This window comes from Halorhabdus tiamatea SARL4B (assembly GCF_000470655.1).
GTDB classification, from domain to species: Archaea; Halobacteriota; Halobacteria; order Halobacteriales; family Haloarculaceae; genus Halorhabdus; species Halorhabdus tiamatea.
This window is the reverse complement of record NC_021921.1, coordinates 695,464-718,348: the sequence shown is the minus strand read 5'-3', so window position 1 is coordinate 718,348 and position 22,885 is coordinate 695,464. Positions and strand designations below refer to the sequence as shown.

Here is a 22,885-nt window from a genome sequence, read left to right as displayed (position 1 = left end):
ACCCTCCGGTATGGACGTTCCGTACGATCTCACGTCATACGTGCGGGTACTCAAGCTCGCGAGTACCCCCTCCTGGCAGGAGTTCTCCCAGATCGCGAAGATCGCGGGCGCGGGCATCCTCCTGGTTGGATTGCTCGGGTTCGTGATCTTCGTCCTCATGACCCCGATCACAGGTGGTCTGTGATGGGTATCTTCGCCGTCAAGACCACGGCCAGCCAGGAGCGCACCGTCGCCGACATGATCATGAACCGCGAGGAGGATTCGGTTCACGCGGCACTCGCGCCGGACAGCCTCACCTCCTACGTCATGGTCGAGGCCGACGACGCCTCGGTGTTCGAACGCATTCTCGACGAGATCCCCCACGCCAACGGCGTCGTCCAGGGCAAGTCCTCGATCAAGGAGGTCGAGCACTTCCTCTCGCCGACGCCGGACGTCGAGGGGATCGCCGAGGGTGACATCGTCGAGCTCATCGCCGGCCCGTTCAAGGGCGAGAAGGCCCAGGTCCAGCGCATCGACGAGGGCAAAGACCAGGTCACTGTCGAACTCTACGAGGCGACGGTTCCGATTCCCGTGACGGTTCGTGGGGACCAGATTCGGGTACTGGATAGCGAGGAACGGTGAGCGTAGCGAACCGTTCCTCGAAAAGTGCGAGCGGGGAGTGAAACGACCCGCGAGCGGACAGCGAGGAGCGCTGACCGCAGGGAAGCGCTCCTCGGACCACGTGAACGGGCGCTCTGCGCGCGTGAACGGATAGGAGGAACGCTTCACTTCGTTCAGCATTCCTCGAAGAGATCGAACGGCGAGTGAAGCGAGCCGTGTGCTACTGAAGCGCGGTTATTACCCCCACGCAGGGGTTTGAAGTTCCTTTCCGTGTTTCTGCGTGATGTGAGCCGGCACGACTTCGACATTTGCGTGTGTCCTGCTACTTTTGTCGAGCCACAGCACACTGACACAGCTCGAGCTGTCTCGATCCGGCAAACTTTGCATTGAAAAGTCGATTTGCAGCCCAAAGTATATTCAACGGCGGCCAGATAACGGAATCGCACGCATGAACCCCCCTGTCGTGACGGCCCTTCCCACGAGTCGACGTGGTACTGCTGGTCGCGAGCGTCGAGTCGCATCGAGGCGAGACTCGAGCCGGCCGCTCTCGGGAGGTGTCCGTGGATGACTGCCATCGAGATCGACGGCTTGCACAAGAACTACGGTGATTTGACAGCCCTCGACGGGCTGGATCTCACTGTCGAGTCCGGCGAGGTCTACGGCTTTCTCGGCCCGAACGGGGCCGGGAAGTCCACGACGATCAACCTCCTGCTTGGCTTCCTCGACCCCTCGTCGGGTTCAGCGACGGTGCTGGGTCACGACATCGTGACCGAATCGCAGGCGCTCCGTCGACGGATCGGCGTCCTTCCGGAGGCGTTTTCGCCGTACGAGCGGCTCACTGCCCGCGAGCACGTCCGGTACGCGGCCGACCTCAAGGACGTCCAGGTCGACCCGGACGCGCTCCTCGACAGAGTGGGACTCACTCGGGATGCCTGGGACCGACCGGCCGGTGGCTTCTCGACCGGGATGGAGCAACGCCTCGCGCTGGCCTGTGCGCTGGTCGGCGATCCCGAACTACTGATCCTCGACGAACCCTCCTCGGGACTCGATCCGCGCGGGATGGCCGAATTACGCGATCTCATTCGCGAGGAATCCGCTGACGGGACGACCGTGTTCTTCTCGAGTCACATCCTCTCGGAGGTCGAGGCCGTCTGTGATCGGATCGGGATTTTGGTCGATGGTGCCTTGGTTGCCGAGGGGACGATCGACGAACTCAGAGACGGGACCGAGACGCATTCGCCGCTCTCGATCCGGGTCGACGAGGTGCCGGAGAATCTCGACCTCAGTGATCTCGACGGCGTCGCGTCAGTGACTGTCGAGGACAACACGCTCTCCACGCTGGTCACTGATGCCGGCGCGAAGATCGAGGTCATTCGCCGCGTCGATCAGGTCGCCGAAATCCGGGATGTCATCTCCGAGCCGGCCTCCCTCGAGGCGCTGTTCGATCGCTACGCCAACGGGGAGTCACTGACGCGGACGGGAGATGACTCGGACGGGTCGTCCGCGGAGGTGACAGCATGAGCCAGACGCTCACCGTCGCCCGGAACGATTTCCGTGACGTTCGGCGCTCGAAACTGCTGTGGGGCGTGATGGGGATCTACGTCGCGTTCACGGCGCTGATCCTCTACGCGGAGGGGACGGCCGCCGAACCCGACCTCGCAACCGCGGTGTTCAACCAGTTCTTCCTGACGACGCTGCTCCTCCCGCTGATCGCCATCGCCGGGAGTTACCTGGCTATCGCGGGCGAGCGCGAGTCCAATACGGTCGCGTTTCTGTTGAGCCAGCCGACTTCGCGCGCGGCGGTGGTGGCGGGGAAGTTCCTCTCCCGGACCCTGCTGATCGTCGGGTCGCTGCTCGTCGCGTTCGTCGTCGGCGGGGCCATCGCGGTCGTGATGTACCCCAGCCTCGAACCCGGCGTCTCGGGGGCGTTCGTCGTCCTGTCGATCGTCTTCGTCGGCGCGTACGTCGGCCCCTCGATCGCCATCTCCGCAGCGACGGACACCCGATCGCGGGCGATCGCCGGCGCGGCCGGGTTCTACGTGCTCACGGACGTCCTGATCGTCTTCGGGGACTTCTCGCTCGTCGGCGCGTTACGGTTCCTCTTCGCGGAGACGCTCGGCCTCGAACTCGGCGAGCACTTCTACAGCTTCGTGTTCAACCTCACGCCGGCGGGATCGCACTTGAACACGATGTACTTCATCTTCGATCCCAGCAAGTACCCGCAACTCCCGCCCCAGGACGCCGGCCAGCCCGTCTATCTCGACCCCTGGTTCAGCGTCGTGATATTGCTGGCATGGGCCGTCGTCCCCCTGGCCGTCGGCTACTGGCGCTTCCGGGGTGCGCAACTGGGGTGATCGTTCCATGACTGCGGAAGACATCGATCCGGCGGATCTCCGGCGACAACTCGACGACAGCAAGGGCGCGATGGGGCTCGCCGAGCACGTCGTCGCGTACGCCTACCTGAGACGGTGATTCATGGACTTCGACACACTCGTCCACCAGCCGACCCGCCTGCAAATCTTCGCCTACCTCTACCGCCACGACGAGGCGGCCTTCTCGGAGATCGTCGACGAACTCGATCTGACGGAGGGAAACCTCGCCAGCCACATGAACAAACTTGCGGAGGCCGACTGCGTCGACGTCGAAAAACAGTTCGTCGACGATTCCCCACAGACGACCTACCGACTCACCGATCACGGCCGCGAGACGTTCGAGGACCACGTTGGCCAGCTAGAGGCGCTGATCGAGAGTTTGGACGAATAAACGACTGCTCGCTCACGTTTCAGGCGAAGGCTGGCAAAAGCTCCAGTGATCACTTAGCCGCGAGCCAGTGAGCCCGACGCACCGGACGCGACCGAAGGGAGCGTCCGGCCTTTTTGGCCGAGCTTTTTGCGAGTCGAGCGGGACCGAAGGTCCCGCTGACCGTGCGAACGGACGCTCCGCGTCCGTGAGCAGAGCGGGTGCCCGCAGCGGAGCGAGGACACCCCCTGAAGTAAAAAGGTCGCTTCTACATGTAGCCGAGATCGCGCAGCCGTTCCATCAGGTCTTCTTTGTCCTGGGCGCGGCCGGCGCGTTCGGTCGTGTTGGCCATGTCCTGGAGCCAGGCGGGCTCTTCGGCGGCCTTGTCAGTGCTGACCTGGCTACCGAGCGATCGGAAGCCGGCGAAGTACTTGGGACTGACCGGGACGTCCTCTTTCTGGACGCCCTCGGGCAGGTCGTCCTGGCCCTGCGGGACGTAGCCCTCTTCGGGGAATTCCTCCACCGTGTCCGGCACCACGAAGTGCCAGAAGGTCTCCCAGACGTCGGGTTCGGCGAACTGAAGGATCGGCTGGATCCGGTCGTGGGGCGGGTAGATGTCCGGGTCGTGGCGGGGGCTGAAGAACGTCTCGTCGGCGCGGGCCTCCTGCTCGTCCCAGCGCACACCGGAGAGAATGCCGTCGACGTCGTACTCCTCGATGGCGTCGTTGAGTGCGACGGTCTTCAGCAGGTGATTGCCGACGTAGGTGTCAAGCAGGAACGGGAAGGTGTCCTCCTCGTACTCGAGGATGTTCCGGACGTGATGCTGGTTGTGCTCCGAGAGGTCCTCGATCGGGATATCGTCGCCAGGTTCGAGGCCGTGCTCGTCGACGTACTCGCCGACGTCGGTGTTCCGGGCCCAGATGACGTCGAGATCCCACTCGTCGGCCCAGTGCTCGACGAAGTCCATGAGTTCGTCGAAGTGCTGGTAGTGGTCGATGAACACGACCGGCGGAACCTCGAGGTCGAAGCGGTCGGCGACTTGCTTGACGAAGTAAAGCGTCAGCGTCGAGTCCTTGCCCCCGGTCCACATCACGACTGGGTTGTCGTACTGTTCGAGACCTTCTCTCGTGACCTCGATTGCTTTCTCGATTTTGTGCTCGGTACTCGGGTAATCGGCGGGGTTCTCGCCGTCGCCGTCGGTGTAGTCCACGTCGACGTATACGGGGAAGTCAGCTTCGCTGGGCATGCGTGTAATTAGATATAATTACCCATCGCATGAGTCTTTCGAATCGAACGACTCGTTGGGGCTTTCACGTCAACCGGGGCGAGGTCAGTGGATAAACTCGTTGTCGCGCCAGTCGACTCCGTCCTCTCCCGGATCGTCGGCAGGGTCTTCGGTGACGGTGATCGAGGCGGGCGTTCGCTCGCCGTCGACGATCTGGACGGCTTGTAGCTCGCCGTCGACGGCGATGATCGCGGTGAGGGTCCCCTTCTCGGCGATCTCCGCGATGTCACAGAGGACTTCGAACATCGGGAACTGCAGGGTCGTGTTCTGGAGGACCGTCTCGCGATCGCCCTTGAAGCAGGCGTACTCGACGAGTTCGGATTCGATCTCCTCCTCTTCCTCTTCGAGTGCACCCCACTGACCGCCACCACCGGTCCCTCGCGGCGGTTCGGGTTCTTCCTCGTAGACGCGGTTTTCCGTGACGCTGGCCTTGAGCTGGGCCGTCGGCGTGTACTTGCTGATCGACTCGTCGTCGGATATCGCGCTCAAGATAAGCGTATTGTTCCGGCGTGTTATTTCGACATCGTCGATCACTTCGGGCAAGTCCGGGTCGTCGAAGTGATCGTGGACGTCTTCGAGGGGCAGTTCGAGCGTCGAGTGAAGTCTGTATACGCGGCTCGTCATGGTTTGAACAGGGAATATGGCCGTCTCGCGCGACGATCTCGTGACACCGATATTCGTATGACTATACGTGACCCGAGCATATATGGCCTGTCCTTCAGGATACTGGGGAACATTCGCCCAGGCTCGGACTATTGTGACGGCCGACCCTCTCTCCGGCCAGCAGAATCAGTCGCCTCGATCCAACAGCGTGCCGTTTCCAAACGGCTTTTACTCGCCCGAGCCGGTTATTTCGTATGAGCACGCACGTCGCAGTCGTTGGCGCATACGGGAGTGCCGGCGCGGCAGTCGCCGGTGATCTCGCCGACGATCCCGACATCGAACTCACACTGATAGACGACGGCGACCCCGGCGGTGGCCTGTGTATTCTCCGCGGGTGTATGCCTTCGAAGGAAGTACTCTCGGCTGCCGAGCACCGATTTGGGGCCCGAAAGGACGAGCGACTCGTCGGTGAGGTTCCGGACGTCGATATCGAAGCCGTCGTCGAGCGCAAGAACGACCACACCTCGGGGTTCGCCCAACATCGCCGCGACGCCATCGCCGAACTCGCCGAGCAGGAAAACGTCGAGTTCATCCACGACACCGCCCGGTTCGTCGACGACCGCGTCCTCGAAGTCGACGGTCGCCGGATCGAACCCGATTACGTCGTCATCGCGACGGGCTCGAACGTCGCGATCCCGCCGATCCCCGGCATCGAGGACGTGCCCGTCCAGACGAGCGCCGACGTCCTCGACCGGACCGAGTTCGGCGACTCGGCGATCGCGCTGGGGCTCGGATACATCGGGCTTGAACTCGTCCCGTACCTGACCGAGGCCGCCGACGTGGATCTCACCGTCGTCGAGGCACTCCCCGAGGTCCTCGAAGAGGCCGACGAACCCTTCGGCGAGGAACTACTCGCGTACTACCGCGAGCACTTCGACGTCGACGTCCTGCTCGACGCCGAGGGAACGTCCGTCGAGCAGACCGACGACGGTGGCGTCCGGATGACCGTCGACGTCGGTGGCGACACACGCACCATTGAAGCCGACGAACTGTTCGCCTTCACCGGCCGCGAGCCGGCGCTCGACCGCCTCGGCATCGAGAACACGTCACTCTCGCCAGGCGAGGACTGGGTTTCCGACACGATGCAAGCCGCGGGCGACGATCGGGTCTTCGTCGTCGGCGACGTCAACGGCCGCGAACCGATCCTCCACGTCGCCAAGGAGGAAGGGTTCACTGCCGCCGAGAACGTCCGCCGTCTCCGGGATGGCGACTCCCTCGAGGAGTACGAGAACGTTCACCACCACGTTATCTTCTCCGGACTCGGCGTCCTCCCCTATGCCCGCGTCGGCCACTCGGTCGAGTCTGCCGAGGCGGCCGGCCTGGAGTTCGTGACGGCGACTCGCGACGCTTCCTCGGACGGCGTCTTCAAGACCAAAGACGTCGCCGACGGACTTGCCCGGCTGGTCGTCGGCACCGACGGGACGGTCCTGGGATATCAGGGGCTGCACTACCACGCCGACGTGATGGCCAAGACGATGCAACTCGCCGTCGAGATGGAACTCGACGTCCGGGAAATCCCCGATCGGGCGTACCATCCCACGACGCCCGAAGTTCTCGACGGACTCATCGGTGATACGGCAGCAAAACTCGAGTAAGTCGGCTGGTTCCTCTCTCTCGCTCGTTCAGTCGTCCGCGGTGGCTTCGTCACCCGCGCCCGCTTCGACGGCGGCCTCCTTTTCGATGCTTGGGGGATACTTCCCACGGTCGAGTTTGAGATCCGACTGCGGGCGGGCCATGCAGGTCAGCGCGTAGTTCTCTTTCTCCTCGTCGGTCAATCCACGGGCAGCCGGCTGGGTGACGTCGCCCTCGACGATCTTCGCCGAGCAGGCCAGACACATCCCCACGCGGCAGGAGTACTCCTGGGCGATCCCCTCTTCGATCGCGCGGCTCAGGACTGTCTCGGTGTCTTCGACTTCGATAGTTTCGCCGGTGCCGACGAACTCGACGGTGTATGCAGTCATGGAATGGCGTACGCAAGTCCCCGACAAAACTCTTTATCTGCTCGCTTGCACCGCTACCCGTTGTTGACTCTGCGAGATCGGCTGCCCAAGCGCAAAGAGTTAACCCCGTTCAGTGTTGACCGGAGTTCATGACCACCGCCGAGTACGACGTCGTCGTCGTGGGAGCCGGCGTATCCGGTTGCTACGCGGCGGCGACGATCGCTCAGGAGGGCCTCGACGTGGTGATCGTCGAGCGCAAATCCGAATCGGAGGCCGGACACATCGCCTGCGGCGACGCACTCAAAGGCGCGAGCAACTTCCCCGAGGCGATCCCCCGATCACAGATCGAACCGTCGATCACCAACTCGGTCGTCGATCACGGCCACTTCGAACTTCCGAGTGAGGGCACTGCCGTCGACATCCCCGTCCCGGGTGAACTCGCCGTCATCGACCGCCTGCAATTCGGCAAGTTACTCATCGAAGGGGCAGAAGACGCGGGCGTAACCTTCCACTACGACACTGTCGTCAACAGCGTCCTCCAGGACGGCGCGCGCGTCACCGGGATCGAGGCGATTAGCGACGGCGACCCGATCACCTACGAAGCGCCGATCGTGATCGACGCCGCCGGTGCGCTGTCGATCCTCCAGGACGAGGCCGATCTCTCCGGGGCGACCTTCGACACCAACGTCACCTACTCGCAGTTCTCCTCGGGCTACCGGGAGATCATCGAGGTCGAGGAACCCGTCGAGTGGCACGACGCCCTGGTGCTCAAACCCACCGAGCGATCGGCGGGCTATCTGTGGTACTTCCCGCGGACGGAGACGGAGATCAACGTCGGGCTGGGCTTTCAGATGGGCGAGGAACCGATGCAACTCGTCGACGCACTCCGGCGGGACATCGAGAACCGCGCGGAGTTCAAAAACGCGACCGTGAAGGACAAACTCGGCGCGGCGATCCCGACCCGTCGGCCCTACGACTCCGCGACGGCCCCCGGGTTCATGGCGATCGGGGACGCCGCGGCCCACGTCAATCCGACCACGGGTGGCGGGATCGCCGGCGCGGCCTACGCCGGGAAGTACGCCGCCGAGCAGGCGATCGAGGCCGTCGAGGACGGCGACCCATCGGAAGCAACACTCTGGCGATACAACGAACGCGTCATGGAGCACTTCGGCGGGCGCTACGCCGCCCTGGACGTCTACAACATCTTCACGACGGCCTACGAGATCGACGACCTGACGGGCATGCTCGCCAGCCTCCCGATGACCAAACTCTCCGAGGCGCTGTACTCCGGCTCGGCCGATCTGAGCTGGTCGCTGAAACTCAAAACGGCGCTGAAGAGCCGGGGCCACTGGGGGACGATTCTGGATCTCTATCGGACCAAACGCCACGCCGACGAACTCCTCGAGCACTACGAGGCCTATCCGGAATCGCCGGCCGGCTTCGAGACCTGGCAACGTCGTCGAGACGAACTCCTCGAAGGCGTCTACGAGACGACCGGGGCCGAGGCGAAGTACTGATAGAGGGAGGCGTTTCGTTTCGACTGCTACCGTTCTTCCCCGCTTCAGAACTCCTGCTCGCTGATCGCCAGGATCGCCTCCGTCAGTACGTCGACGCCGATCCCGATCGACGTCTCGTCGACGTCGAACGTCGCCGTATGGTGGCCGCCGGGATGGTCCGTCCCGATTCCGACGAACGTCGCCTGCCCGCCCGCCTCCTGGACGCGGCGCATCAGGAAGGTGGCGTCCTCGCTACCGCCGAGTTGGGCGCGCTCGAGTCGGGAGTCCACGCCGTCGACACCACCGGCGACGTCGTAGACGAGACGTCGAAGTTCCGGGTCGGGATCGGCGCTCGGCGCTTGTGCCCCCCATTCTACGCTCACTTCGCAGTCATGCATCTCCGCGGCCGATTGGATGACCGTCTCGGCGCGTTCGCGCATGTACTCCCTCAGGTCGGTCGTTCCGCCGCGAACTTCGCCCTCGATGTACGCCGACTCCGGGATCACGTTCGAGGCCGACCCGCCGCCGACGCTCCCCGCGTTGACTCGCGTCGCGCCGTCGGTGTGTCGCGGGATCGCGTAGAGATTCTGGACGGCCGTTGTCATGGCCTGGACGGCGTTGGCGCCGTGATCCGGGTGGCCGCCGGCGTGGGCCGACGCCCCCGCGAACTCCGCCCGGAAGTTCGCGACCGCGAACATCCCCTCGATCCCGGCGACGACCTCGCCCGTCGGATGATCGAGACCGATGTGGATCGCGAGCAGCGCGTCCACGTCGTCGAGGTGACCGCTCTCGGCGATGGCGCGCCCGCCGCCGATGACCTCCTCGGCGGGCTGGAAGATGACCTTCAGCGTCCCCTCGAAGTCGCTGTCGCCGATCGCTTCGAGGACGCCGACGCCGATGGTCGCGTGGGCGTCGTGTCCGCAGGCGTGCATCGCGTCGTCGTGATCGGGACGGAACCCTTCGGCGACGGGCCGGTGGTCCGGGGCAGTGGATTCCCGTCGGGGCAGTGCGTCGATGTCCACCCGGAGACCGACGGTCGGCCCCTCGCCGCGCCGGAGGACCGCGATCGCCCCGGTGTGTCCACCGTCGAGTTGCTCGAGGGTCGCCTTCGCAACGCCGGCCTCGCTTGCGCGTTCGCGCCACCGAGCGAGTTCCTCGTCGTCCGGAATACCGATTCTGGCATCACTCGCGAGGGCGTCGGAACCGACGAAAATGTCGTCGACGCCGATCCGTTCGATCGCTTCGAGAATCCGGGCGGTCGTGTAGAACTCCCGCCAGCCGGGCTCGGGATGGCGATGCAACTCTCGTCGGAGTTGCCTGAGATGTTCGGGCGGTTCGGTCATACGCCCGCAGAACGGTCGGCGGTATGTAAATCACTCGCGCGAGGGCTCTGGAACCGCCGGCTCAGCGACCGGCACCGCGGCGTTGCTCGACGGACACGCCGATGTGGACACGCTCGGGGAAGTCCCATTCGGTGACATCCCGGGCGAACTCGTCGTGGCCGATGATCTCGATCGTTCGAGTGAACACCGTGTAGTGCCAGGGATCGAGTCGGTCGCCGTCCGCACTGAGGTCGGCCGACTGCGGGACGCGAAGCTCTTGGGGGGCCTGGGGATGCGGACCCTTCAATTGGACACCTTTCTGTTCGGCGGCCTCCTTGATCTCGGTCACCACGTCCTCGAGAACGTAGCGATCCCCACTTTCGACCGTCAACGTCATGGCGAACGGCATCTCGTCTTCTGGATCCGCGGTCGAGGGGGAAAAAGGCGTTCTTTTGGTGTCCACGTCGATCGACCACTGCCAAACCACCTCTCGGTGGTGGCACCCGTCGCCACGTCGCTCCGTCCCGCGCTCCGATATGCTCTTAAGTTCCGCATGACTAGATGTCGGTAATGATCGAGGCCACGAGCGCGGGAGCCATCCTCTTTCGCGATACGCGTGGCCAGCGGGAGTACCTGCTGCTCAAGAGCCGCCCGGGGGACTGGGAGTTTCCCAAAGGCGGCGTCGAGGGCGAGGAGGAACTCCAGCAAACCGCCATCCGCGAAGTGAAAGAGGAGGCCGGAATCGACGACTTCCGGCTCATCGACGGCTTCCGTGAGGAGTACGACTACGTGTTCGAGGCGAACGGCAACACCATTCACAAGACCGTTCACCTGTTCATCGCCAAATCCTTCGAGGCGAGTGCCGAACTCTCCACGGAGCACCACGACCACCAGTGGCGCGACTACGAACAGGCGAAAAACACCATCACCCAGGATGGCCCCCGGGAGATCTTCGAGGAGGCCCACGACTTCATCGACGAGAAAGACGTCTGAAGCGGCCGGCGTCACCCCCGGAAGCGGGGCGACCTCGTCCGCGAGCGACGTCGCGTCGGTAGCTGCCGGCTCTCGATCTCATCGGCATCATCCTTGGTGGGATCGTCGTCCACTTCGCTCTCAAGGCGACGGAACGGTTCGAGCAGCAGCGAGATCGCGACATAGCCCAGGCCGACGAGCATAATCACCAACAGTAGCAACGCCGGCGTCGGGTCCAGAGTGAACTCGTAAAACATTGCATCCACCTGTAGCACGGTGGCAGCCAGGACTGTCGCGATGATGGCGAGCCAGCGCTTGACTCCACGGACGTGTCGGGCAAGCACTTCGATATCAGCGGGCATATGTCTCCGCTCGACTGGTTCGGTTTTATGAACAACGATATGCTATTTACGGCAACTCGCTGTCGGACTGCTCGTGATTGCAGGGGAACAGTTCACGATTTCTTTGCGGCGACTGCACTGATCAGGACAGCCCAACCCGCCCCCGATCAGGGGGACACTTCAGTATCTGGTGGCTCCCGGAACAACGACACGATGAGATAGATCGGGCCGCCCAACAGCGTCCCGAAGACGGTCACCAGCAGCGGTGCGCCCAGCCACGTGGGTGCTGCATTGAGATCGGACAGCGTGCCCAGGGTCACGCCGGCCAGCAGGATCGCAACGACGACGAGCCATCGTTTGATCGATCGCAACTCCCGGTGGACGGCATCTCGGTCGTCAGGGACCATATTCCAGAAAATCTTGTCAGTTGACAAAACTGTGGCGGTCTGGCTCTGTCCGCCGGAACCGTCCCGCCGGGCGAGGACGACCGCGGGTTCGTCCTCGGGATTTGGTCTGTCTCTGAGTCAATCGCGCTTGGGTCCCCGACGATGAATGCAAGCGGTTGGTGACATAGGGCTGACATCGACCGATCAGTTGATCAGCGCCAGGATGACGAGGACAGCACCCATGGCCGTAATGGTGGTCCCGAGGAGGACGACAGTTGTTGGGAACAATTCCCACATTCGGTTGTCGTTGGGCGGCTCGTACTGACTGAAATCAAACAGATACCCGGCTGCCACTATGGCCATGCTGAGGGCGACCACGAGTTGACCGGCGGTCAAGATGGTTGAGTCCGCCCGTAGCCAGGAGCCGAGAGCCAGCAGGGTGTTCCCGAGCGCGATCCCACTGAACCCGACAATCAATCGCTGCTTGTCGTTCATATTGATAGCTTTACTCGTCCAATCAAATACGTTGTGCTGGGGCGGGTTCGTTTTTGGATCCGTTCCTGGTATTTCTCGACGGGACGCGCGGTTCAGCGGCTTTCTTTCTTTCTTTCTTCGATTCGAGTGACCCCCCATCCGAAAATCCGATATTTTTATCAGCCATTAATAAAATTCGATCTGTATGACGGGGGAGGGGGACGAACTGTCTGATCGGTGGTGTCGGGTGCTCGAATACGGGTTTTTCCTGCTGTGGGTGCTGACGATCGCCGCCGGTGGCATTTTCAGCTACGTTTCGATGACCTCCACGGCGGCGAGTGGATTCGGCACGATCAACACGTCCGTGTTTCCCGAACCGATCGCCTCGATCAGTGGCTGGCTGTTGATCGCCTTGCCGCTGTACGGCGTGCTGTATCACATGATCGCCGCGGTCGGGTTGTACGCCGACGCCAGCAAACTCCATGCAGCCGAACTCGACTGGTATCCGTTTCCAATCCTCTATGCCGCCGGCGGACTTGCCCTTTCGGCGCTCGTCGTCCTGCCGTACCTCCGGAAGCGCTACGAGTATCTCCCGCCGAATTCATCGTCCCGGCTCTGGTTCCCGATCGTCATGTTCTGTGTCAGTGGGGGGTTTTTGGCGCTGGTCGGCTTCGGGATCGGTGGCCTGGACGTCACGGCGACACTCGTGTTGCTGGGGTTGGGTCCACCACTGGCGTTGGCTGTGTATCACGATGCCAAACGCGTCAACGCGAGAACCGACTGGCAACCGAACCCGATCACGTACTTCATGTCCGTGCTGTTCACGACGGTCCTGTTGGTCGGCCCGTACCTGATCGGCGGACTCTACATTTATAAACGCCGACAGGTTGCGTGACTTGGGACCTCTCTTGTCCAGTGGGCATCGAAACGCCTTCGACAACGCCGTTCCTCGCTCGATCCGTGAGCGGCCAGGACTATCACGCCGAGTTCGACTTCGAACTGCGGGTCTGTCAGTGGGCCGAGCGCGCCTGGCCGCCGGGCGGCGACCGCGAGAACCCGATTCTCGTCGCCCGGCAACTCGGCACGAAACGCCGCCGCTGGGACACGATCGTCTTCGAATGTGATCCTGACGGCCTCCGTCAGCGTGCCGAGTTCGGCGAACGCGCCCTCGACTCGGATCTACTCGACGTCATCCCGCATGCGCCCGCCGAGTGGACCTACTACCGCGATGCCCTCCCCGACCCCGGCTATCCCTGGCGGTACGTCCGGGAGGCGATCCACCGGGCGGCCGACCGCGACATTTTAGACGTCCGAAAGAACGGCGGGAAGATCGAGATCCGCCGGACGGCTGTCTACCCTGACTGGGTCGAGCGCGTGGTTGCCATCGAGAACAAGCCCGATCTGGACGCGAGCGCGGCGCGCCACCTCGCCCCTCAGATCGAACGCGACGTCGCGATGGGGCTGGCCGACGAAGTGTGGGTCGCCACGGCCGAGACGGGCGAGCGGATCGAACCCGCGTTACTCGAGAACGTCCCGGTCGAGGCCGGAATTCTGGTCGTCGACCTTGCAGGCGACGCCGAGGTGGCCTGGCATCCCCGGACGCTCGACCCGTCGACACCCGGTATACGGATTCTCGACCGGCCGTCGGGTGGCGACCACGACGCCTCGGCCGCCCGCTTCGAGTACGTCGATCGGGCGTGGAAGGCCAGTAAACGCCGCGAGATCGCCGAGCGGGCCTACGAACGTGGGTGGCGCAGCTACGTCGACTCGATGCGGCCCGACTGTCGGCACTTCGAGTTACGCTGGGAGGCGTCCGGACCGCTCCCGTTCTGTGTCGCCAAAGACCGACAGCAGACTGCCGCGGAGTGTCGCGGGTCGTGTGGCGAGTTCGAACCCGAACCGCCAGTCTGGCGCACGAACGACTGGCCGATCGAGGGTGGGCCCGGTGGGGCGATCAAGCGGCTGCTGGCCCGGCGACGTCGACGACAGCGGCCCGGCCTGGAGTGAGTCAGGGGTGCAGAACGGACGTCACTCGTGCTCCTGGACCGTGAGTTCCTCGCGCTCGACCGCCAGTCGGTAGGTCGGGACCGTCGTGCGGACGCGTTCGAGGATGCCCTTGTCGGTCAGGCTGCCGAGCGCGCTTCGGACCTCGTCGACAGGGGGGTCTTCCCCCGTCTCCCGAACGTCCTGCAGCACCGAAACGACACTCTGGGGCTCTTCATCTGGGCTGGCGATCACGTCAAGCACACGGCACTGCAACGTCGAGACGTGAACGGTCTGCTCGTCGGTCCCTCCTTCGACCAGCCCCTCGCGCTCGACGAGTTCGGCGGCCTCCGGCGTCGCCCGGATCAGACTGTCCTCGTCACGGTAGTAGTACTCACCGAGGTCGGATTCGAGTACCTGGTGGACCTCGCTGCCGCTCTCGAGGTCCCACTGGTCCTGCAGCTCGGCGTTCTTCGTCGGCTGCAGGACGACCACGTCAGCCAGGCGCTCGAGAGCCTCGTCGGAGAGCGTCATCGTCGGAGGTTCGCCTACGTGGTACTACAGCCTTCTGGATTCGATCCCTCGGGGGCTGACGCCGTTTCGTCGCCACTCACAACTCGCCGAGCGTCGCCCTCACGTCGTCCCAGTGGCTGCCCCGCCAGAAGTACTGGCCGCAGTCCCGACACTTCCAGACCGACTCGGCGTCCGGGTCGGGAACCGACGGTGGTGTCGGATCGTCGGGATCGACCGCGTTGAGGCGACCGTTGCACTGCCCGCAGCGTACGGGTTCCCTGGCGAGCGTCAGGTCGTACCCTGCTGTCTGGAGTTCGCGTAACTGATCGCGGACGTCTCGCGATTCGAGCAACAGGCTTGCTGTCGCCTGCGCTGCGAGCTGTCGATCGCGAGTCAGCAGGACGCGATCTTCCCCGTCGGCGATCGCCAGGAGCCGATCGTCAGCTTCGACGCCGCGATCGAGAGCGTAGGCCGCGTCGTATCCGCACATCCGCAGGTACGTCGCGAGTTTCCCCAGCATCGCGTCCAGCAACAGCCGGTCGGCCATGTCGTCAGTGACTACGAAACCGGCCTCAAAAAGACCCGCGGCTGTCGCCCCATCGCGTACAGTCGTCCGAACCCATCGCCGCGTACTCCCCTGATCAGTACAGTTTTGTGGGCGGGAACTGACTTCACGAGCATATGCCGCGCAATCAATACGACGACTGCTGGCTCCGATACGACCGCGTCAGCGACGACCGGCGCGAGTCGTATCGACGACGGATCAAGCACGCCTACGTCGCCGAGGAATCACCCGAATGCAGCGCTGTCCGGGACGAGCTCCGGGAGGCGATCCCCGGGCTGCTCGGCGAGGACGTCCACCTCTGGCAACACCGCCCGGAGACGGTCGATGGGTTCCTCGCGATCGGGACGCCCGGCGACATGGAAGTGATCAAAGAATCGATCCCCGACGGGGCGGTCGACGACCTCGACGACGACGGCTATCTGATTCGCTCCGTCGAGTACGAGGGCCAGGACTGCCTGGTCGTCACGAGCGGGGCCGACCAGGGGCTGGTCTATGGAACCTTTCACCTGCTTCGCCTGCTCAACATGGGCGAACCGATCGACGAGATCGACGTTCGCGAGGAACCGGCCTACGCCAACCGGGTGATCAACCACTGGGACAACCCGTTCCGCCGGACGGTCGAACGCGGCTACGCCGGCGAGTCGATCTTCGACTTCGACCGCCTGCCCGATCTCCGTGACCGCTACGAGGACTACGCCCGCCTGCTGGCCTCCCTGGGGATCAACGGCGTCGTCCTCAACAACGTCAACACCGAGTATTATCCGCGAGGTAGCACGAACGAGGCCTCCCAACAGTTCGACGGCTGGCGACTGCTGGAATCGCGTCGACTCGAGGACCTCACCAGCCTCGCGTCGGTGTTCCGGCGCTACGGCATCCAGATCTATCTCTCGGTGAACTTCGGTGCACCCAAACGCATCGGCGACCTCGACACCTTCGATCCCCTCGACGAAGACGTCCGGCAGTGGTGGCGCGAGAAGGCCGACGAGATCTACGACCTCATCCCGGACTTCGGCGGCTTCCTGGTGAAGGCCGATTCCGAGGGCCAGGACGGGCCGTACAACTACGACCGCGACCACGTCGAGGGGGCCAACGCGCTGGCGCAGGCCTTGGAACCGCACGGCGGGCGCGTCTGGTGGCGGGCGTTCGTCTACGGTTCCCACGAGGATCGTGCTATCCAGGCCTACGACACCTTCGAACCGCTGGACGGCGACTTCGCCGAGAACGTCACCGTCCAGATCAAGAACGGGCCGATCGACTTCCAGCCCCGCGAGCCCGTCTCGACGCTGTTCGGCGCAATGCCCGAGACTGACCTCGGGCTGGAACTCCAGATCACCGGCGAGTACACCGGCCAGGGCGTCCACGCGACCTCCCACCTCCCGATGTGGAAGGAGATCTTCGAGTTCGACACCCATGCGGACCGGGATGGATCCCGCGTCCAGGACTTCTTCCGGGGCGACGGCGAGGGCGTCGTCGGCGTCACCTCCATCGGCGAGGATCACACCTGGACGGGCCACTATCTCATGCAATCGAACCTCTACGCGTTCGGGCGGCTGATCTGGGATCCCGACCTCGACGCGGAGACGATCACCGACGAGTGGATCACCCAGACGTTCGGGGCCGACGAGGCAGTCCTCGACACCGTCCGGGAGATCCTGCTGGACTCCTGGGAGGCCTGCATCGACTACGAGACCGGTGGCCTCGGCCTGATCCACATGATGCACAACGGTCAGGAGTACCTCGAAAATCACTACTACCCCGCCCCCGAGGAGTGGCCGGGCTATCACGGGGCCACCGAGGAGGGCATCGGCTACGATCGGACCGCGACCGGCAGCGGCTACGCCCAGCAATTCCGCGACCCCGTCGCCTCGCGCTTCGAGGACGTCGAGACCTGCCCCGAGAAGCATCTCCTGTTCTTCCATCACCTGCCGTGGGACCACGAACTGGAAGACGGGACCACGGTCATCCAGCGCCTCTACGACAACTTCTACGACGGCGTCGAGGAGGCCGAGCGCCTGCGTGATCTATGGATGACCCTCGAAGGCAAGATCGACGACCGGCGATTCGAGCACGTCGCGACGCGCTTCGACGAGCAGGTCCATCAGGCCGAGAAGTGGCGTGACGTCATCACGGGGTACTTCTACGACTTCGCGGAGATCGAGGGCGAGAAGGGTCGGGTTCCCTGAGGGCTGCTGCCAGTCAGTGATTCACCGACAGCACGACGGTTGACCTACAGTGCGCTCGATTAGTGTACATGGATCATGAGTGAGGGGTCTCTTCCTGTCGCACTGCCGCGAAACGCCTGCTTCAGTGCGCTTTTGATCACGACTAAGCCGAGTGAGTACTGTCCCGAATCAATTCTGACAGCTGATTGCCTCGGGTGGATCGGAAAGATCTGCAACGAGGTTCACTGTCGTTCCGAACACGTCTTCGGATTTCTGCCAGATGAACGATGGAAGGACACACTCTCCATCGAAGTCGTCTCTTCCAAGGTCGATTGTTCTCCGTTGGCCGTCTACACGACTGTGAACGACTATGGTCTCGGACTCCTCGGGGAGATCGGGCACGATGGTTTCAGTGTTCGTTTGACCGTTGTCCGGTGCTGGCTCGATCTTGTGTGATTCCCAGTATACCATCTCGCCATCGGATTCGACGATCACATCGAACGCGACCGCTGTTGACGTCGTGTTCACCAGGGAGACGCCACCAAGCGTGACGTCAGGAGGGCCGCCAGTGGGTAACGAACACCCGGAGAGGGCCCCGATAGAACCAGTACTGAGCGCCAAGAAACGACGCCTGGTTGGAAGATTCATGGGAGTGAAATATCAGACCGGACTCATAATTTATTCGGTTGAATCGATGCTATAGATCAACTCAAGACGGTCGTGGACGGCAGCCAGTTACCGGAGCAATCAATGAGGCGATTCGGTCTGAGCCTTGTTTAGACGCTCAATTTGTGGGTCGTGTCGCAAAGTCCTCTAGAGTTCAGTAACTGACTCCCCTGAGGAAGGGGACGCCTCTGGTGTCCACTCCGAGAGGTGCCCCATGCACGCCACAATCGACGTGCGGTTGACCGTTAGCATCGACGACGACAAAACGATACCGCTGGCCACGCTTGCCGAGTTCATCACCGATCAGAACATCGAATCAGTTCTTCTCGAAGGACTCGTCGAGAGCCTCGACGCGGCTCGCGTCGAGGCGCTCTGTGGTGAAAAACACGCCCACGGCAACGGTGACCAGCGCTACCAACGCGCCGGTACCGATACCCGCACGGCCGTCACAACCGCCGGTGAGCACGAATTCGACCTTCACTACGTCGAAGATACCGCCGCTGACCACGACGAACCCAGCTACTTCCGCCCCGTCGAAGATGTTCTTAGCTTCGACGGAGAAAACCGTTATCAGCAGGACATTGCGGCCAAGAGCGTCGATCTCGCTACCTCGCTCAGCTATCGTGACGCCGCTGACCACGGCGACGGCATCCTCTCGGAGATGCCGTCGCCGACCACGATCAACCGCCGCGCCAGAGAATACGGCAGCAAGCTCAAACAGTTCCTTCCAGACTGTGTCGCTGACACAGACGCTGATGCGGTTATTCCTGACGCCACGAAGTGTCACAGTCAAGACGACGACCGCTCGTACCACTCCGTCCAAGCCACGCTCGGCAAAGATACTGCCGAGGAGTCCCGCTCCCTGCTGGATCTCTCGGTCAACGCTGACTGGGACGAGACAGCCGCCGACCTCGACGACATCGACGCAGTCACTGACGACGCGACGGTCGTCAGTGACGCTGAGGAGGGTATGGTCACGGCCTTTACCGACGAAAATCGCAATCACCAACTTGATCTCGTCCACGTCGGCCGAACACTGGACTACAACCTCTGGGACGACGGCGTGTTCTCCTTGGATCGACGAAACGAGATCGTCTCGGAGGTGATCGACGAGGTGTTCCATCTGAAGAATTCGGTCGCCAAGCACCGGCCGGAAGAGGAGTTCGCGGCGATCCGCGAGCGGATCGCGCGAACGACCGAGCGTATCGAGAAGACAGCGTGGCAGTTGGATCAGTACGGGTCAGAGAAGGCTGCGGGGTATCTTCGGCGGTGGGTGCCGTCGATCGTGACGTTTGCCGAGCAGGCTGTCGAGGGGTTCGAGGTGCCGTGGACCTCGAACCCCGTCGAACGGCTGATGGGCGAAGTCAGCAAGCGATGCAAGAACCAGTGGATGCGCTGGACAACGGAGGGATTAGAGGCGATACTCCAGCTTCGGCTGGTGAAGTACGCTGATCCAGAGCACTACCAGGCGTTCCTTGATGAACTGCTCCAGCGATCGACCAAAACAGCAATGAGCTGTGACCTCTCAATTGAGAGTACCAGAGGCAAACTCTAGACCGCTTTGCGACACGACCAATTTGTGGCGGTATAGTGACTTTATTCAAAAATCGTCGAAAGCCCTCGGACCGCTCGCGGCCTGCAACTCTCACGGCTCGCTTCGCTCACCGTTCGAGCAACCGTGGCCTCGCTACGCTCGGCCACGCGCTCGCTGCGCTCCTCACTCTCTCACTTCGTTCGGTCGCTCCGGTGCTTGCGTCGTTTCGGCTCGCGACCGATCCTCGCCCTTTCATTCCACCAGGAATTCGGTTGCATAGCCGGTCTGCGGCTATAGTCTGCTTGGTGGAATGAAAGGGCGAATCCGTCTCGTGGCCGCTGCGTGACCTCTATTCGAGTGAGCGGAGCGAGCGAGAATATGTCACGCAGCGGCCACGAGCGGGTGAGGGCTTTCACCGCTTCGCGGTAGCGATCGTTTACGTTCCGAAATCAGGCGCCTAAAGACCCGTACTGTATTCGAAATAGAAAAACAGGAGCCGCCAGCGGAATCACCTCAAATATCCCAGCCACTATTGGTATTTTTCGTCCTAAATCAAAACAGCCCAGTGACTGATTGCATCGTTACAACTACTCGGAGTCTCTGCGGATAATCTCTTCAGAACCCGTAGAGCTCCTTCGGCCGATCGTACGCCAGGTGATCGACGAGGTCCTTGCCGCGTTCCATCGACAGCTGGCCGCGGTCGACCATCCGCCCGACGACGTTCGCGAGCGAGCGGCGGAACACCTCAAAGCGGGAGCCGTAGGAGACCAGCTTCCGGGAGTCGCTGACCATCCCGGCGTGGTTGGCCAGCAGGTCGATCGAGGCGACTTCTTCGAGTTGTTCTTCGATGCCCATCGGCGAGTCGTGGAACCACCAGGCCGGGCCGATCGAGAGGTTCGGGTACGCCCGGGCGACGACGGTCGCGCTCGGGTAGTGGGTCGGATCGAGCGTGTAGAGGACGATCTCCATCTCGCCGTCGAAGGCATCGAGGAAGTGATCGAGGTCCGCGACGATGTCGACGTCCTGGGTCGCGACATCGCCGCCGGCGTTGATGCCGACGTCCTCGAACAGCGACTCGCGGTAGTCCCGGACGGCCCCGACGTGGAGCTGGGTGACCCACCCCGCCTCGGCGTTCAACTCGCCGATGAACTCGAGCATGAACGCCCAGAAGTCCTCGACGGCCGCCGGATCGAGGTTCTCACCGCGGCGGGCGGCGTCGTAGATCTCCGCCGCCCGTTCCTGGCTGACGGGCTTCGAATGGGGGTTCGTCCCCGTCCCGATGTCACAGGCTTTGCAGCCGTGTTCGCGGAAGTAGTGGTGTTGTTCCTCGAATGCGGAGAGAAAGCCATCGAAGGTGGAAACGTCGGCCTCGGTGACCGCGTCCAGCTCCTCGACGAAGGTCGCCCACTCCGCGTTGTCGATCTTCATCCCCCGGTCGGGCCGGAACGTGGGATGGAGTTCGACGCCGTCGACCTCCTCGGCGAATCGCTCGTGGGCCTCAAGTCGGGAGGTCGGATCGTCGGTCGAGCAGATGATCTCGACGTCCATCTCCCGGAGGACTGCCTGGGGGCGCATCTCGTCGGTCTGGAGTTGGGCCTTCGTTTCTTCCCAGATTTCGTCGGCGGTCTCCGGCGTGACCTCCTTGTCGATGCCAAAGCGGCGCTTGAGGTCGAGGTGGAGCCACTCGTAGGTCGGGTTGCCGGCCATCATCGGCAGCGTCTCGGCCAGGGCGTCCCACTTCTCGCGGTTGGCGGCGTCGCCGGTGATCTTCGCCTCGGGGACGCCGCGCTTGCGCATGAGTTGCCAGACGTAGTGGTCGGTCGCGCCCTCGACCGCCCAGATGTCGTCCCAGGTGTCGTTTGTGAGGATCTCCGCCAGATCGATGTGGTTGTGGGGATCGACGATCGGTCGATCGGCGATGTGGTCGTACAGTTCGAGTGCCGCGTCAGTCTCCAGTAAGTAGTCGTCCTCGAGGAACGCCATGTCGTCACTTCGGATGCCCCCGAAGTAAGTAGTTACGAGACTGCATTGCCTTACGAGGCGGTCGCAGATCGAATGGACGCAAGCCGGGGGAATCTCTTGGCAGTGTGAGTGACGGGAACGTCTCATGCTGTGAACGTACTGCACTCCGCTCGTCCCCTTGCAGCAGGGCTCACGCGTCGATTCCCGGGAAATTTTTAAGTGTCATCGCCGTGTGCCCGTGAGTATATGAATTGTGCGGAAACCCCGGATTTTGGCCCAAAGATGGGTGTAGGGAGGGGCAACTCGGCGTCGGAGGATACCGAAAGGCATACAAAACTATTGTCCACTTAATTCACACAATGACGTTACTCTTTGATGATGCCACCGATGAAGAAAACAGCGAGAAGACGGTGGCAGAGGACATTGATTTCGATTCTATGAGTTCCGAGGAGTTCTTCGACGACCTCGTCCGAGAGACCGCATCGGAATTGAATGTTTCTGTAGCGGAACTGGAAGAGATGAGTATGGGCGAGATCGACGAGCAGCTCGGCACTGAGATTCACAAACCGTACCATCCACGCGGTGCACGTGAGGGGTATCGAGACTCTGACCGTCTCAAAACAGTCAGTAGGGAAGAGCTGCAACACCGGAAGCGAGTCGTCGAAGAAAAACTCGGCTTATAATTCAATTGTATGTCTGCAGATCCGCCCGAAGACGAAGAGGAGGTACTATCTGAAGTTCAACGTATCTTAGACGAACCGTACACACAGGCGAAAAAGACTCACATATGGGCTGAGGAGGTTCGTGGCGAACACAACTGGTTAGCTATGACTAACTTCCGGGATGCGCTAGATCATATGAGCAAAATCTTTCAGAATATTGATGACGGGGACATACCGAAAGCACGGGAGAACTTGGGGGAGATGGAGGCCCACATCAAACGGGCAGCATATGACAGCGCACAATCTGCTACTGAAAAGGAACTCGAAGAGACGTACAGCAGCAGGTTACCCGAGAGCGTATATAGGATTGCTCTGCTGGAGCACATGAGCGACGAGGAGTTCAACGAGAGGGAGGACAAAATATCGAATCGAATGAGCCGTGGGAGAGAGACAAAGGCGAATTCGCTCGAAGACAGCATCAAACACTTCCGGACTGCATACGAACACGCGAAGAAGATGGGGCGGGGAACACCGAGCAAAAAGTCCGTATTGTTGAATATCGCCGTTATTTTTGGATTTATTTTGTCGATTATCAGCGTTTCAGCAGTCCTGCTGTAGCG

The 22,885-nt window shown here is 62.4% G+C and carries 26 protein-coding genes; 14 read left to right on the top strand and 12 right to left on the bottom strand.

Annotated features, from left to right (window positions below; all coding sequences use genetic code 11):
• Positions 1-10: 10 nt before the first annotated feature.
• The 5 genes from HTIA_RS03740 to HTIA_RS03720 all read left to right on the top strand — a co-directional run bounded on the left by HTIA_RS03740 (position 11) and on the right by HTIA_RS03720 (position 3,363).
• Positions 11-184 carry a protein translocase SEC61 complex subunit gamma gene (locus tag HTIA_RS03740; protein WP_008527237.1) on the top strand — a complete coding sequence of 58 codons (174 nt, stop codon included), beginning with the start codon at positions 11-13 and terminating at the stop codon, positions 182-184.
• Entirely contained in the window at positions 184-621 is a 438-nt protein-coding gene (locus tag HTIA_RS03735) for a transcription elongation factor Spt5 (RefSeq protein WP_008527236.1), read from the top strand. The genes HTIA_RS03740 and HTIA_RS03735 overlap by 1 nt, the downstream gene beginning before the upstream one ends.
• Positions 622-1,164: 543 nt before the next feature.
• A complete protein-coding gene (locus tag HTIA_RS03730) occupies positions 1,165-2,121 on the top strand; it encodes an ABC transporter ATP-binding protein (protein WP_008527235.1) in 957 nt (318 codons plus the stop codon).
• Entirely contained in the window at positions 2,118-2,954 is an 837-nt protein-coding gene (locus tag HTIA_RS03725; RefSeq protein ID WP_008527234.1) for an ABC transporter permease, read from the top strand. The genes HTIA_RS03730 and HTIA_RS03725 overlap by 4 nt, the downstream gene beginning before the upstream one ends.
• Before the next feature lie 121 nt (positions 2,955-3,075).
• A complete protein-coding gene (locus HTIA_RS03720; RefSeq protein ID WP_008527232.1) occupies positions 3,076-3,363 on the top strand; it encodes a winged helix-turn-helix domain-containing protein in 288 nt (95 codons plus the stop codon).
• Positions 3,364-3,607: 244 nt separating this feature from the next.
• Here the strand turns inward: HTIA_RS03720 and HTIA_RS03715 are convergent, their stop codons facing one another.
• The gene (locus HTIA_RS03715; protein ID WP_008527231.1) at positions 3,608-4,585 is read right to left on the bottom strand and encodes a phosphoadenosine phosphosulfate reductase family protein; all 978 of its coding nucleotides are present in this window, start codon (positions 4,583-4,585) and stop codon (positions 3,608-3,610) included.
• Between the two features lie 84 nt (positions 4,586-4,669).
• Positions 4,670-5,248, bottom strand: a complete 579-nt coding sequence (locus tag HTIA_RS03710) for a DUF7110 family protein (protein WP_008527230.1) — start codon at positions 5,246-5,248, stop codon at positions 4,670-4,672.
• Positions 5,249-5,481: 233 nt separating this feature from the next.
• On the opposite strand from HTIA_RS03710, the gene HTIA_RS03705 reads away from it, so the two are divergent.
• Positions 5,482-6,882, top strand: coding sequence for an FAD-dependent oxidoreductase (locus HTIA_RS03705; protein WP_008527229.1), 1,401 nt, complete (start codon positions 5,482-5,484; stop codon positions 6,880-6,882).
• A gap of 27 nt (positions 6,883-6,909) precedes the next feature.
• On the opposite strand, the gene HTIA_RS03700 is transcribed toward HTIA_RS03705, so the two are convergent.
• The gene (locus HTIA_RS03700) at positions 6,910-7,248 is read right to left on the bottom strand and encodes a 2Fe-2S iron-sulfur cluster-binding protein (protein WP_008527228.1); all 339 of its coding nucleotides are present in this window, start codon (positions 7,246-7,248) and stop codon (positions 6,910-6,912) included.
• A 128-nt stretch (positions 7,249-7,376) separates the two neighbouring features.
• Here HTIA_RS03700 and HTIA_RS03695 point away from each other — a divergent pair, with 128 nt between their 5' ends.
• A complete protein-coding gene (locus HTIA_RS03695; protein ID WP_008527226.1) occupies positions 7,377-8,744 on the top strand; it encodes a geranylgeranyl reductase family protein in 1,368 nt (455 codons plus the stop codon).
• Positions 8,745-8,788: 44 nt separating this feature from the next.
• Here HTIA_RS03695 and HTIA_RS03690 read toward each other — a convergent pair whose 3' ends face one another.
• Together HTIA_RS03690 and HTIA_RS03685 are read right to left on the bottom strand one after the other, a co-directional pair.
• Positions 8,789-10,066, bottom strand: a complete 1,278-nt coding sequence (locus tag HTIA_RS03690; protein WP_008527224.1) for an amidohydrolase — start codon at positions 10,064-10,066, stop codon at positions 8,789-8,791.
• Positions 10,067-10,127: 61 nt separating this feature from the next.
• Positions 10,128-10,454 (bottom strand): uS10/mL48 family ribosomal protein, encoded by a 327-nt coding sequence (locus HTIA_RS03685; protein ID WP_008527223.1) that lies wholly within the window; start codon positions 10,452-10,454, stop codon positions 10,128-10,130.
• A 161-nt stretch (positions 10,455-10,615) separates the two neighbouring features.
• Between HTIA_RS03685 and HTIA_RS03680 the strand changes: the two genes are divergently transcribed.
• Positions 10,616-11,038 carry a bis(5'-nucleosyl)-tetraphosphatase gene (locus HTIA_RS03680; RefSeq protein WP_008527220.1) on the top strand — a complete coding sequence of 141 codons (423 nt, stop codon included), beginning with the start codon at positions 10,616-10,618 and terminating at the stop codon, positions 11,036-11,038.
• 11 nt (positions 11,039-11,049) lie between these two features.
• Here HTIA_RS03680 and HTIA_RS03675 read toward each other — a convergent pair whose 3' ends face one another.
• From HTIA_RS03675 to HTIA_RS03665, 3 genes are all read right to left on the bottom strand, one after another.
• Positions 11,050-11,379 (bottom strand): hypothetical protein, encoded by a 330-nt coding sequence (locus HTIA_RS03675; protein WP_008527218.1) that lies wholly within the window; start codon positions 11,377-11,379, stop codon positions 11,050-11,052.
• Positions 11,380-11,525: 146 nt separating this feature from the next.
• Positions 11,526-11,765, bottom strand: coding sequence for a hypothetical protein (locus HTIA_RS03670; RefSeq protein ID WP_008527215.1), 240 nt, complete (start codon positions 11,763-11,765; stop codon positions 11,526-11,528).
• 183 nt (positions 11,766-11,948) lie between these two features.
• On the bottom strand, positions 11,949-12,239 hold the full coding sequence (locus tag HTIA_RS03665; protein WP_008527213.1) for a hypothetical protein: 291 nt from the start codon (positions 12,237-12,239) through the stop codon (positions 11,949-11,951).
• Between the two features lie 184 nt (positions 12,240-12,423).
• Between HTIA_RS03665 and HTIA_RS03660 the strand changes: the two genes are divergently transcribed.
• Both HTIA_RS03660 and HTIA_RS03655 read left to right on the top strand, forming a co-directional pair.
• A complete protein-coding gene (locus tag HTIA_RS03660) occupies positions 12,424-13,113 on the top strand; it encodes a hypothetical protein (RefSeq protein ID WP_008527212.1) in 690 nt (229 codons plus the stop codon).
• 65 nt (positions 13,114-13,178) lie between these two features.
• A complete protein-coding gene (locus tag HTIA_RS03655; protein ID WP_020936022.1) occupies positions 13,179-14,225 on the top strand; it encodes a DUF5787 family protein in 1,047 nt (348 codons plus the stop codon).
• 21 nt (positions 14,226-14,246) lie between these two features.
• On the opposite strand, the gene HTIA_RS03650 is transcribed toward HTIA_RS03655, so the two are convergent.
• Both HTIA_RS03650 and HTIA_RS03645 read right to left on the bottom strand, forming a co-directional pair.
• Positions 14,247-14,735 carry a DUF5797 family protein gene (locus HTIA_RS03650; RefSeq protein ID WP_008527209.1) on the bottom strand — a complete coding sequence of 163 codons (489 nt, stop codon included), beginning with the start codon at positions 14,733-14,735 and terminating at the stop codon, positions 14,247-14,249.
• A gap of 76 nt (positions 14,736-14,811) precedes the next feature.
• Positions 14,812-15,261: a Mut7-C RNAse domain-containing protein gene (locus HTIA_RS03645; protein WP_008527208.1), complete on the bottom strand. Its 450-nt coding sequence runs from the start codon at positions 15,259-15,261 to the stop codon at positions 14,812-14,814.
• Between the two features lie 134 nt (positions 15,262-15,395).
• Between HTIA_RS03645 and HTIA_RS03640 the strand changes: the two genes are divergently transcribed.
• Positions 15,396-17,462, top strand: a complete 2,067-nt coding sequence (locus tag HTIA_RS03640) for an alpha-glucuronidase family glycosyl hydrolase (RefSeq protein WP_008527207.1) — start codon at positions 15,396-15,398, stop codon at positions 17,460-17,462.
• 168 nt (positions 17,463-17,630) lie between these two features.
• Here HTIA_RS03640 and HTIA_RS03635 read toward each other — a convergent pair whose 3' ends face one another.
• Positions 17,631-18,089, bottom strand: a complete 459-nt coding sequence (locus HTIA_RS03635) for a hypothetical protein (RefSeq protein ID WP_021029621.1) — start codon at positions 18,087-18,089, stop codon at positions 17,631-17,633.
• 232 nt (positions 18,090-18,321) lie between these two features.
• Between HTIA_RS03635 and HTIA_RS03630 the strand changes: the two genes are divergently transcribed.
• Positions 18,322-19,662, top strand: coding sequence for an ISH6 family transposase (locus HTIA_RS03630; protein WP_008524214.1), 1,341 nt, complete (start codon positions 18,322-18,324; stop codon positions 19,660-19,662).
• A 594-nt stretch (positions 19,663-20,256) separates the two neighbouring features.
• Here the strand turns inward: HTIA_RS03630 and uxaC are convergent.
• Positions 20,257-21,624 carry a glucuronate isomerase gene (gene uxaC / locus HTIA_RS03625; RefSeq protein ID WP_008523503.1) on the bottom strand — a complete coding sequence of 456 codons (1,368 nt, stop codon included), beginning with the start codon at positions 21,622-21,624 and terminating at the stop codon, positions 20,257-20,259.
• 338 nt (positions 21,625-21,962) lie between these two features.
• On the opposite strand from uxaC, the gene HTIA_RS03620 reads away from it, so the two are divergent.
• Together HTIA_RS03620 and HTIA_RS03615 are read left to right on the top strand one after the other, a co-directional pair.
• On the top strand, positions 21,963-22,286 hold the full coding sequence (locus tag HTIA_RS03620; RefSeq protein WP_008523504.1) for a hypothetical protein: 324 nt from the start codon (positions 21,963-21,965) through the stop codon (positions 22,284-22,286).
• A 9-nt stretch (positions 22,287-22,295) separates the two neighbouring features.
• On the top strand, positions 22,296-22,883 hold the full coding sequence (locus HTIA_RS03615; protein ID WP_008523505.1) for a hypothetical protein: 588 nt from the start codon (positions 22,296-22,298) through the stop codon (positions 22,881-22,883).
• Positions 22,884-22,885: the final 2 nt, after the last annotated feature.

Excerpts from the sequence above, each read along its gene's own strand:
- HTIA_RS03740 (WP_008527237.1), top strand. The coding sequence starts at position 11 with ATGGACGTTCCGTACGATCTCACGTCATACGTGCGGGTACTCAAGCTC.
- HTIA_RS03735 (WP_008527236.1), top strand. The coding sequence starts at position 184 with ATGGGTATCTTCGCCGTCAAGACCACGGCCAGCCAGGAGCGCACCGTC.
- HTIA_RS03730 (WP_008527235.1), top strand. The coding sequence starts at position 1,165 with ATGACTGCCATCGAGATCGACGGCTTGCACAAGAACTACGGTGATTTG.
- HTIA_RS03725 (WP_008527234.1), top strand. The coding sequence starts at position 2,118 with ATGAGCCAGACGCTCACCGTCGCCCGGAACGATTTCCGTGACGTTCGG.
- HTIA_RS03720 (WP_008527232.1), top strand. The coding sequence starts at position 3,076 with ATGGACTTCGACACACTCGTCCACCAGCCGACCCGCCTGCAAATCTTC.
- HTIA_RS03715 (WP_008527231.1), bottom strand. The coding sequence starts at position 4,585 with ATGCCCAGCGAAGCTGACTTCCCCGTATACGTCGACGTGGACTACACC.
- HTIA_RS03710 (WP_008527230.1), bottom strand. The coding sequence starts at position 5,248 with ATGACGAGCCGCGTATACAGACTTCACTCGACGCTCGAACTGCCCCTC.
- HTIA_RS03705 (WP_008527229.1), top strand. The coding sequence starts at position 5,482 with ATGAGCACGCACGTCGCAGTCGTTGGCGCATACGGGAGTGCCGGCGCG.
- HTIA_RS03700 (WP_008527228.1), bottom strand. The coding sequence starts at position 7,248 with ATGACTGCATACACCGTCGAGTTCGTCGGCACCGGCGAAACTATCGAA.
- HTIA_RS03695 (WP_008527226.1), top strand. The coding sequence starts at position 7,377 with ATGACCACCGCCGAGTACGACGTCGTCGTCGTGGGAGCCGGCGTATCC.
- HTIA_RS03690 (WP_008527224.1), bottom strand. The coding sequence starts at position 10,066 with ATGACCGAACCGCCCGAACATCTCAGGCAACTCCGACGAGAGTTGCAT.
- HTIA_RS03685 (WP_008527223.1), bottom strand. The coding sequence starts at position 10,454 with ATGCCGTTCGCCATGACGTTGACGGTCGAAAGTGGGGATCGCTACGTT.
- HTIA_RS03680 (WP_008527220.1), top strand. The coding sequence starts at position 10,616 with ATGATCGAGGCCACGAGCGCGGGAGCCATCCTCTTTCGCGATACGCGT.
- HTIA_RS03675 (WP_008527218.1), bottom strand. The coding sequence starts at position 11,379 with ATGCCCGCTGATATCGAAGTGCTTGCCCGACACGTCCGTGGAGTCAAG.
- HTIA_RS03670 (WP_008527215.1), bottom strand. The coding sequence starts at position 11,765 with ATGGTCCCTGACGACCGAGATGCCGTCCACCGGGAGTTGCGATCGATC.
- HTIA_RS03665 (WP_008527213.1), bottom strand. The coding sequence starts at position 12,239 with ATGAACGACAAGCAGCGATTGATTGTCGGGTTCAGTGGGATCGCGCTC.
- HTIA_RS03660 (WP_008527212.1), top strand. The coding sequence starts at position 12,424 with ATGACGGGGGAGGGGGACGAACTGTCTGATCGGTGGTGTCGGGTGCTC.
- HTIA_RS03650 (WP_008527209.1), bottom strand. The coding sequence starts at position 14,735 with ATGACGCTCTCCGACGAGGCTCTCGAGCGCCTGGCTGACGTGGTCGTC.
- HTIA_RS03645 (WP_008527208.1), bottom strand. The coding sequence starts at position 15,261 with ATGGCCGACCGGCTGTTGCTGGACGCGATGCTGGGGAAACTCGCGACG.
- HTIA_RS03640 (WP_008527207.1), top strand. The coding sequence starts at position 15,396 with ATGCCGCGCAATCAATACGACGACTGCTGGCTCCGATACGACCGCGTC.
- HTIA_RS03635 (WP_021029621.1), bottom strand. The coding sequence starts at position 18,089 with ATGAATCTTCCAACCAGGCGTCGTTTCTTGGCGCTCAGTACTGGTTCT.
- HTIA_RS03630 (WP_008524214.1), top strand. The coding sequence starts at position 18,322 with ATGCACGCCACAATCGACGTGCGGTTGACCGTTAGCATCGACGACGAC.
- uxaC (WP_008523503.1), bottom strand. The coding sequence starts at position 21,624 with ATGGCGTTCCTCGAGGACGACTACTTACTGGAGACTGACGCGGCACTC.
- HTIA_RS03620 (WP_008523504.1), top strand. The coding sequence starts at position 21,963 with ATGACGTTACTCTTTGATGATGCCACCGATGAAGAAAACAGCGAGAAG.
- HTIA_RS03615 (WP_008523505.1), top strand. The coding sequence starts at position 22,296 with ATGTCTGCAGATCCGCCCGAAGACGAAGAGGAGGTACTATCTGAAGTT.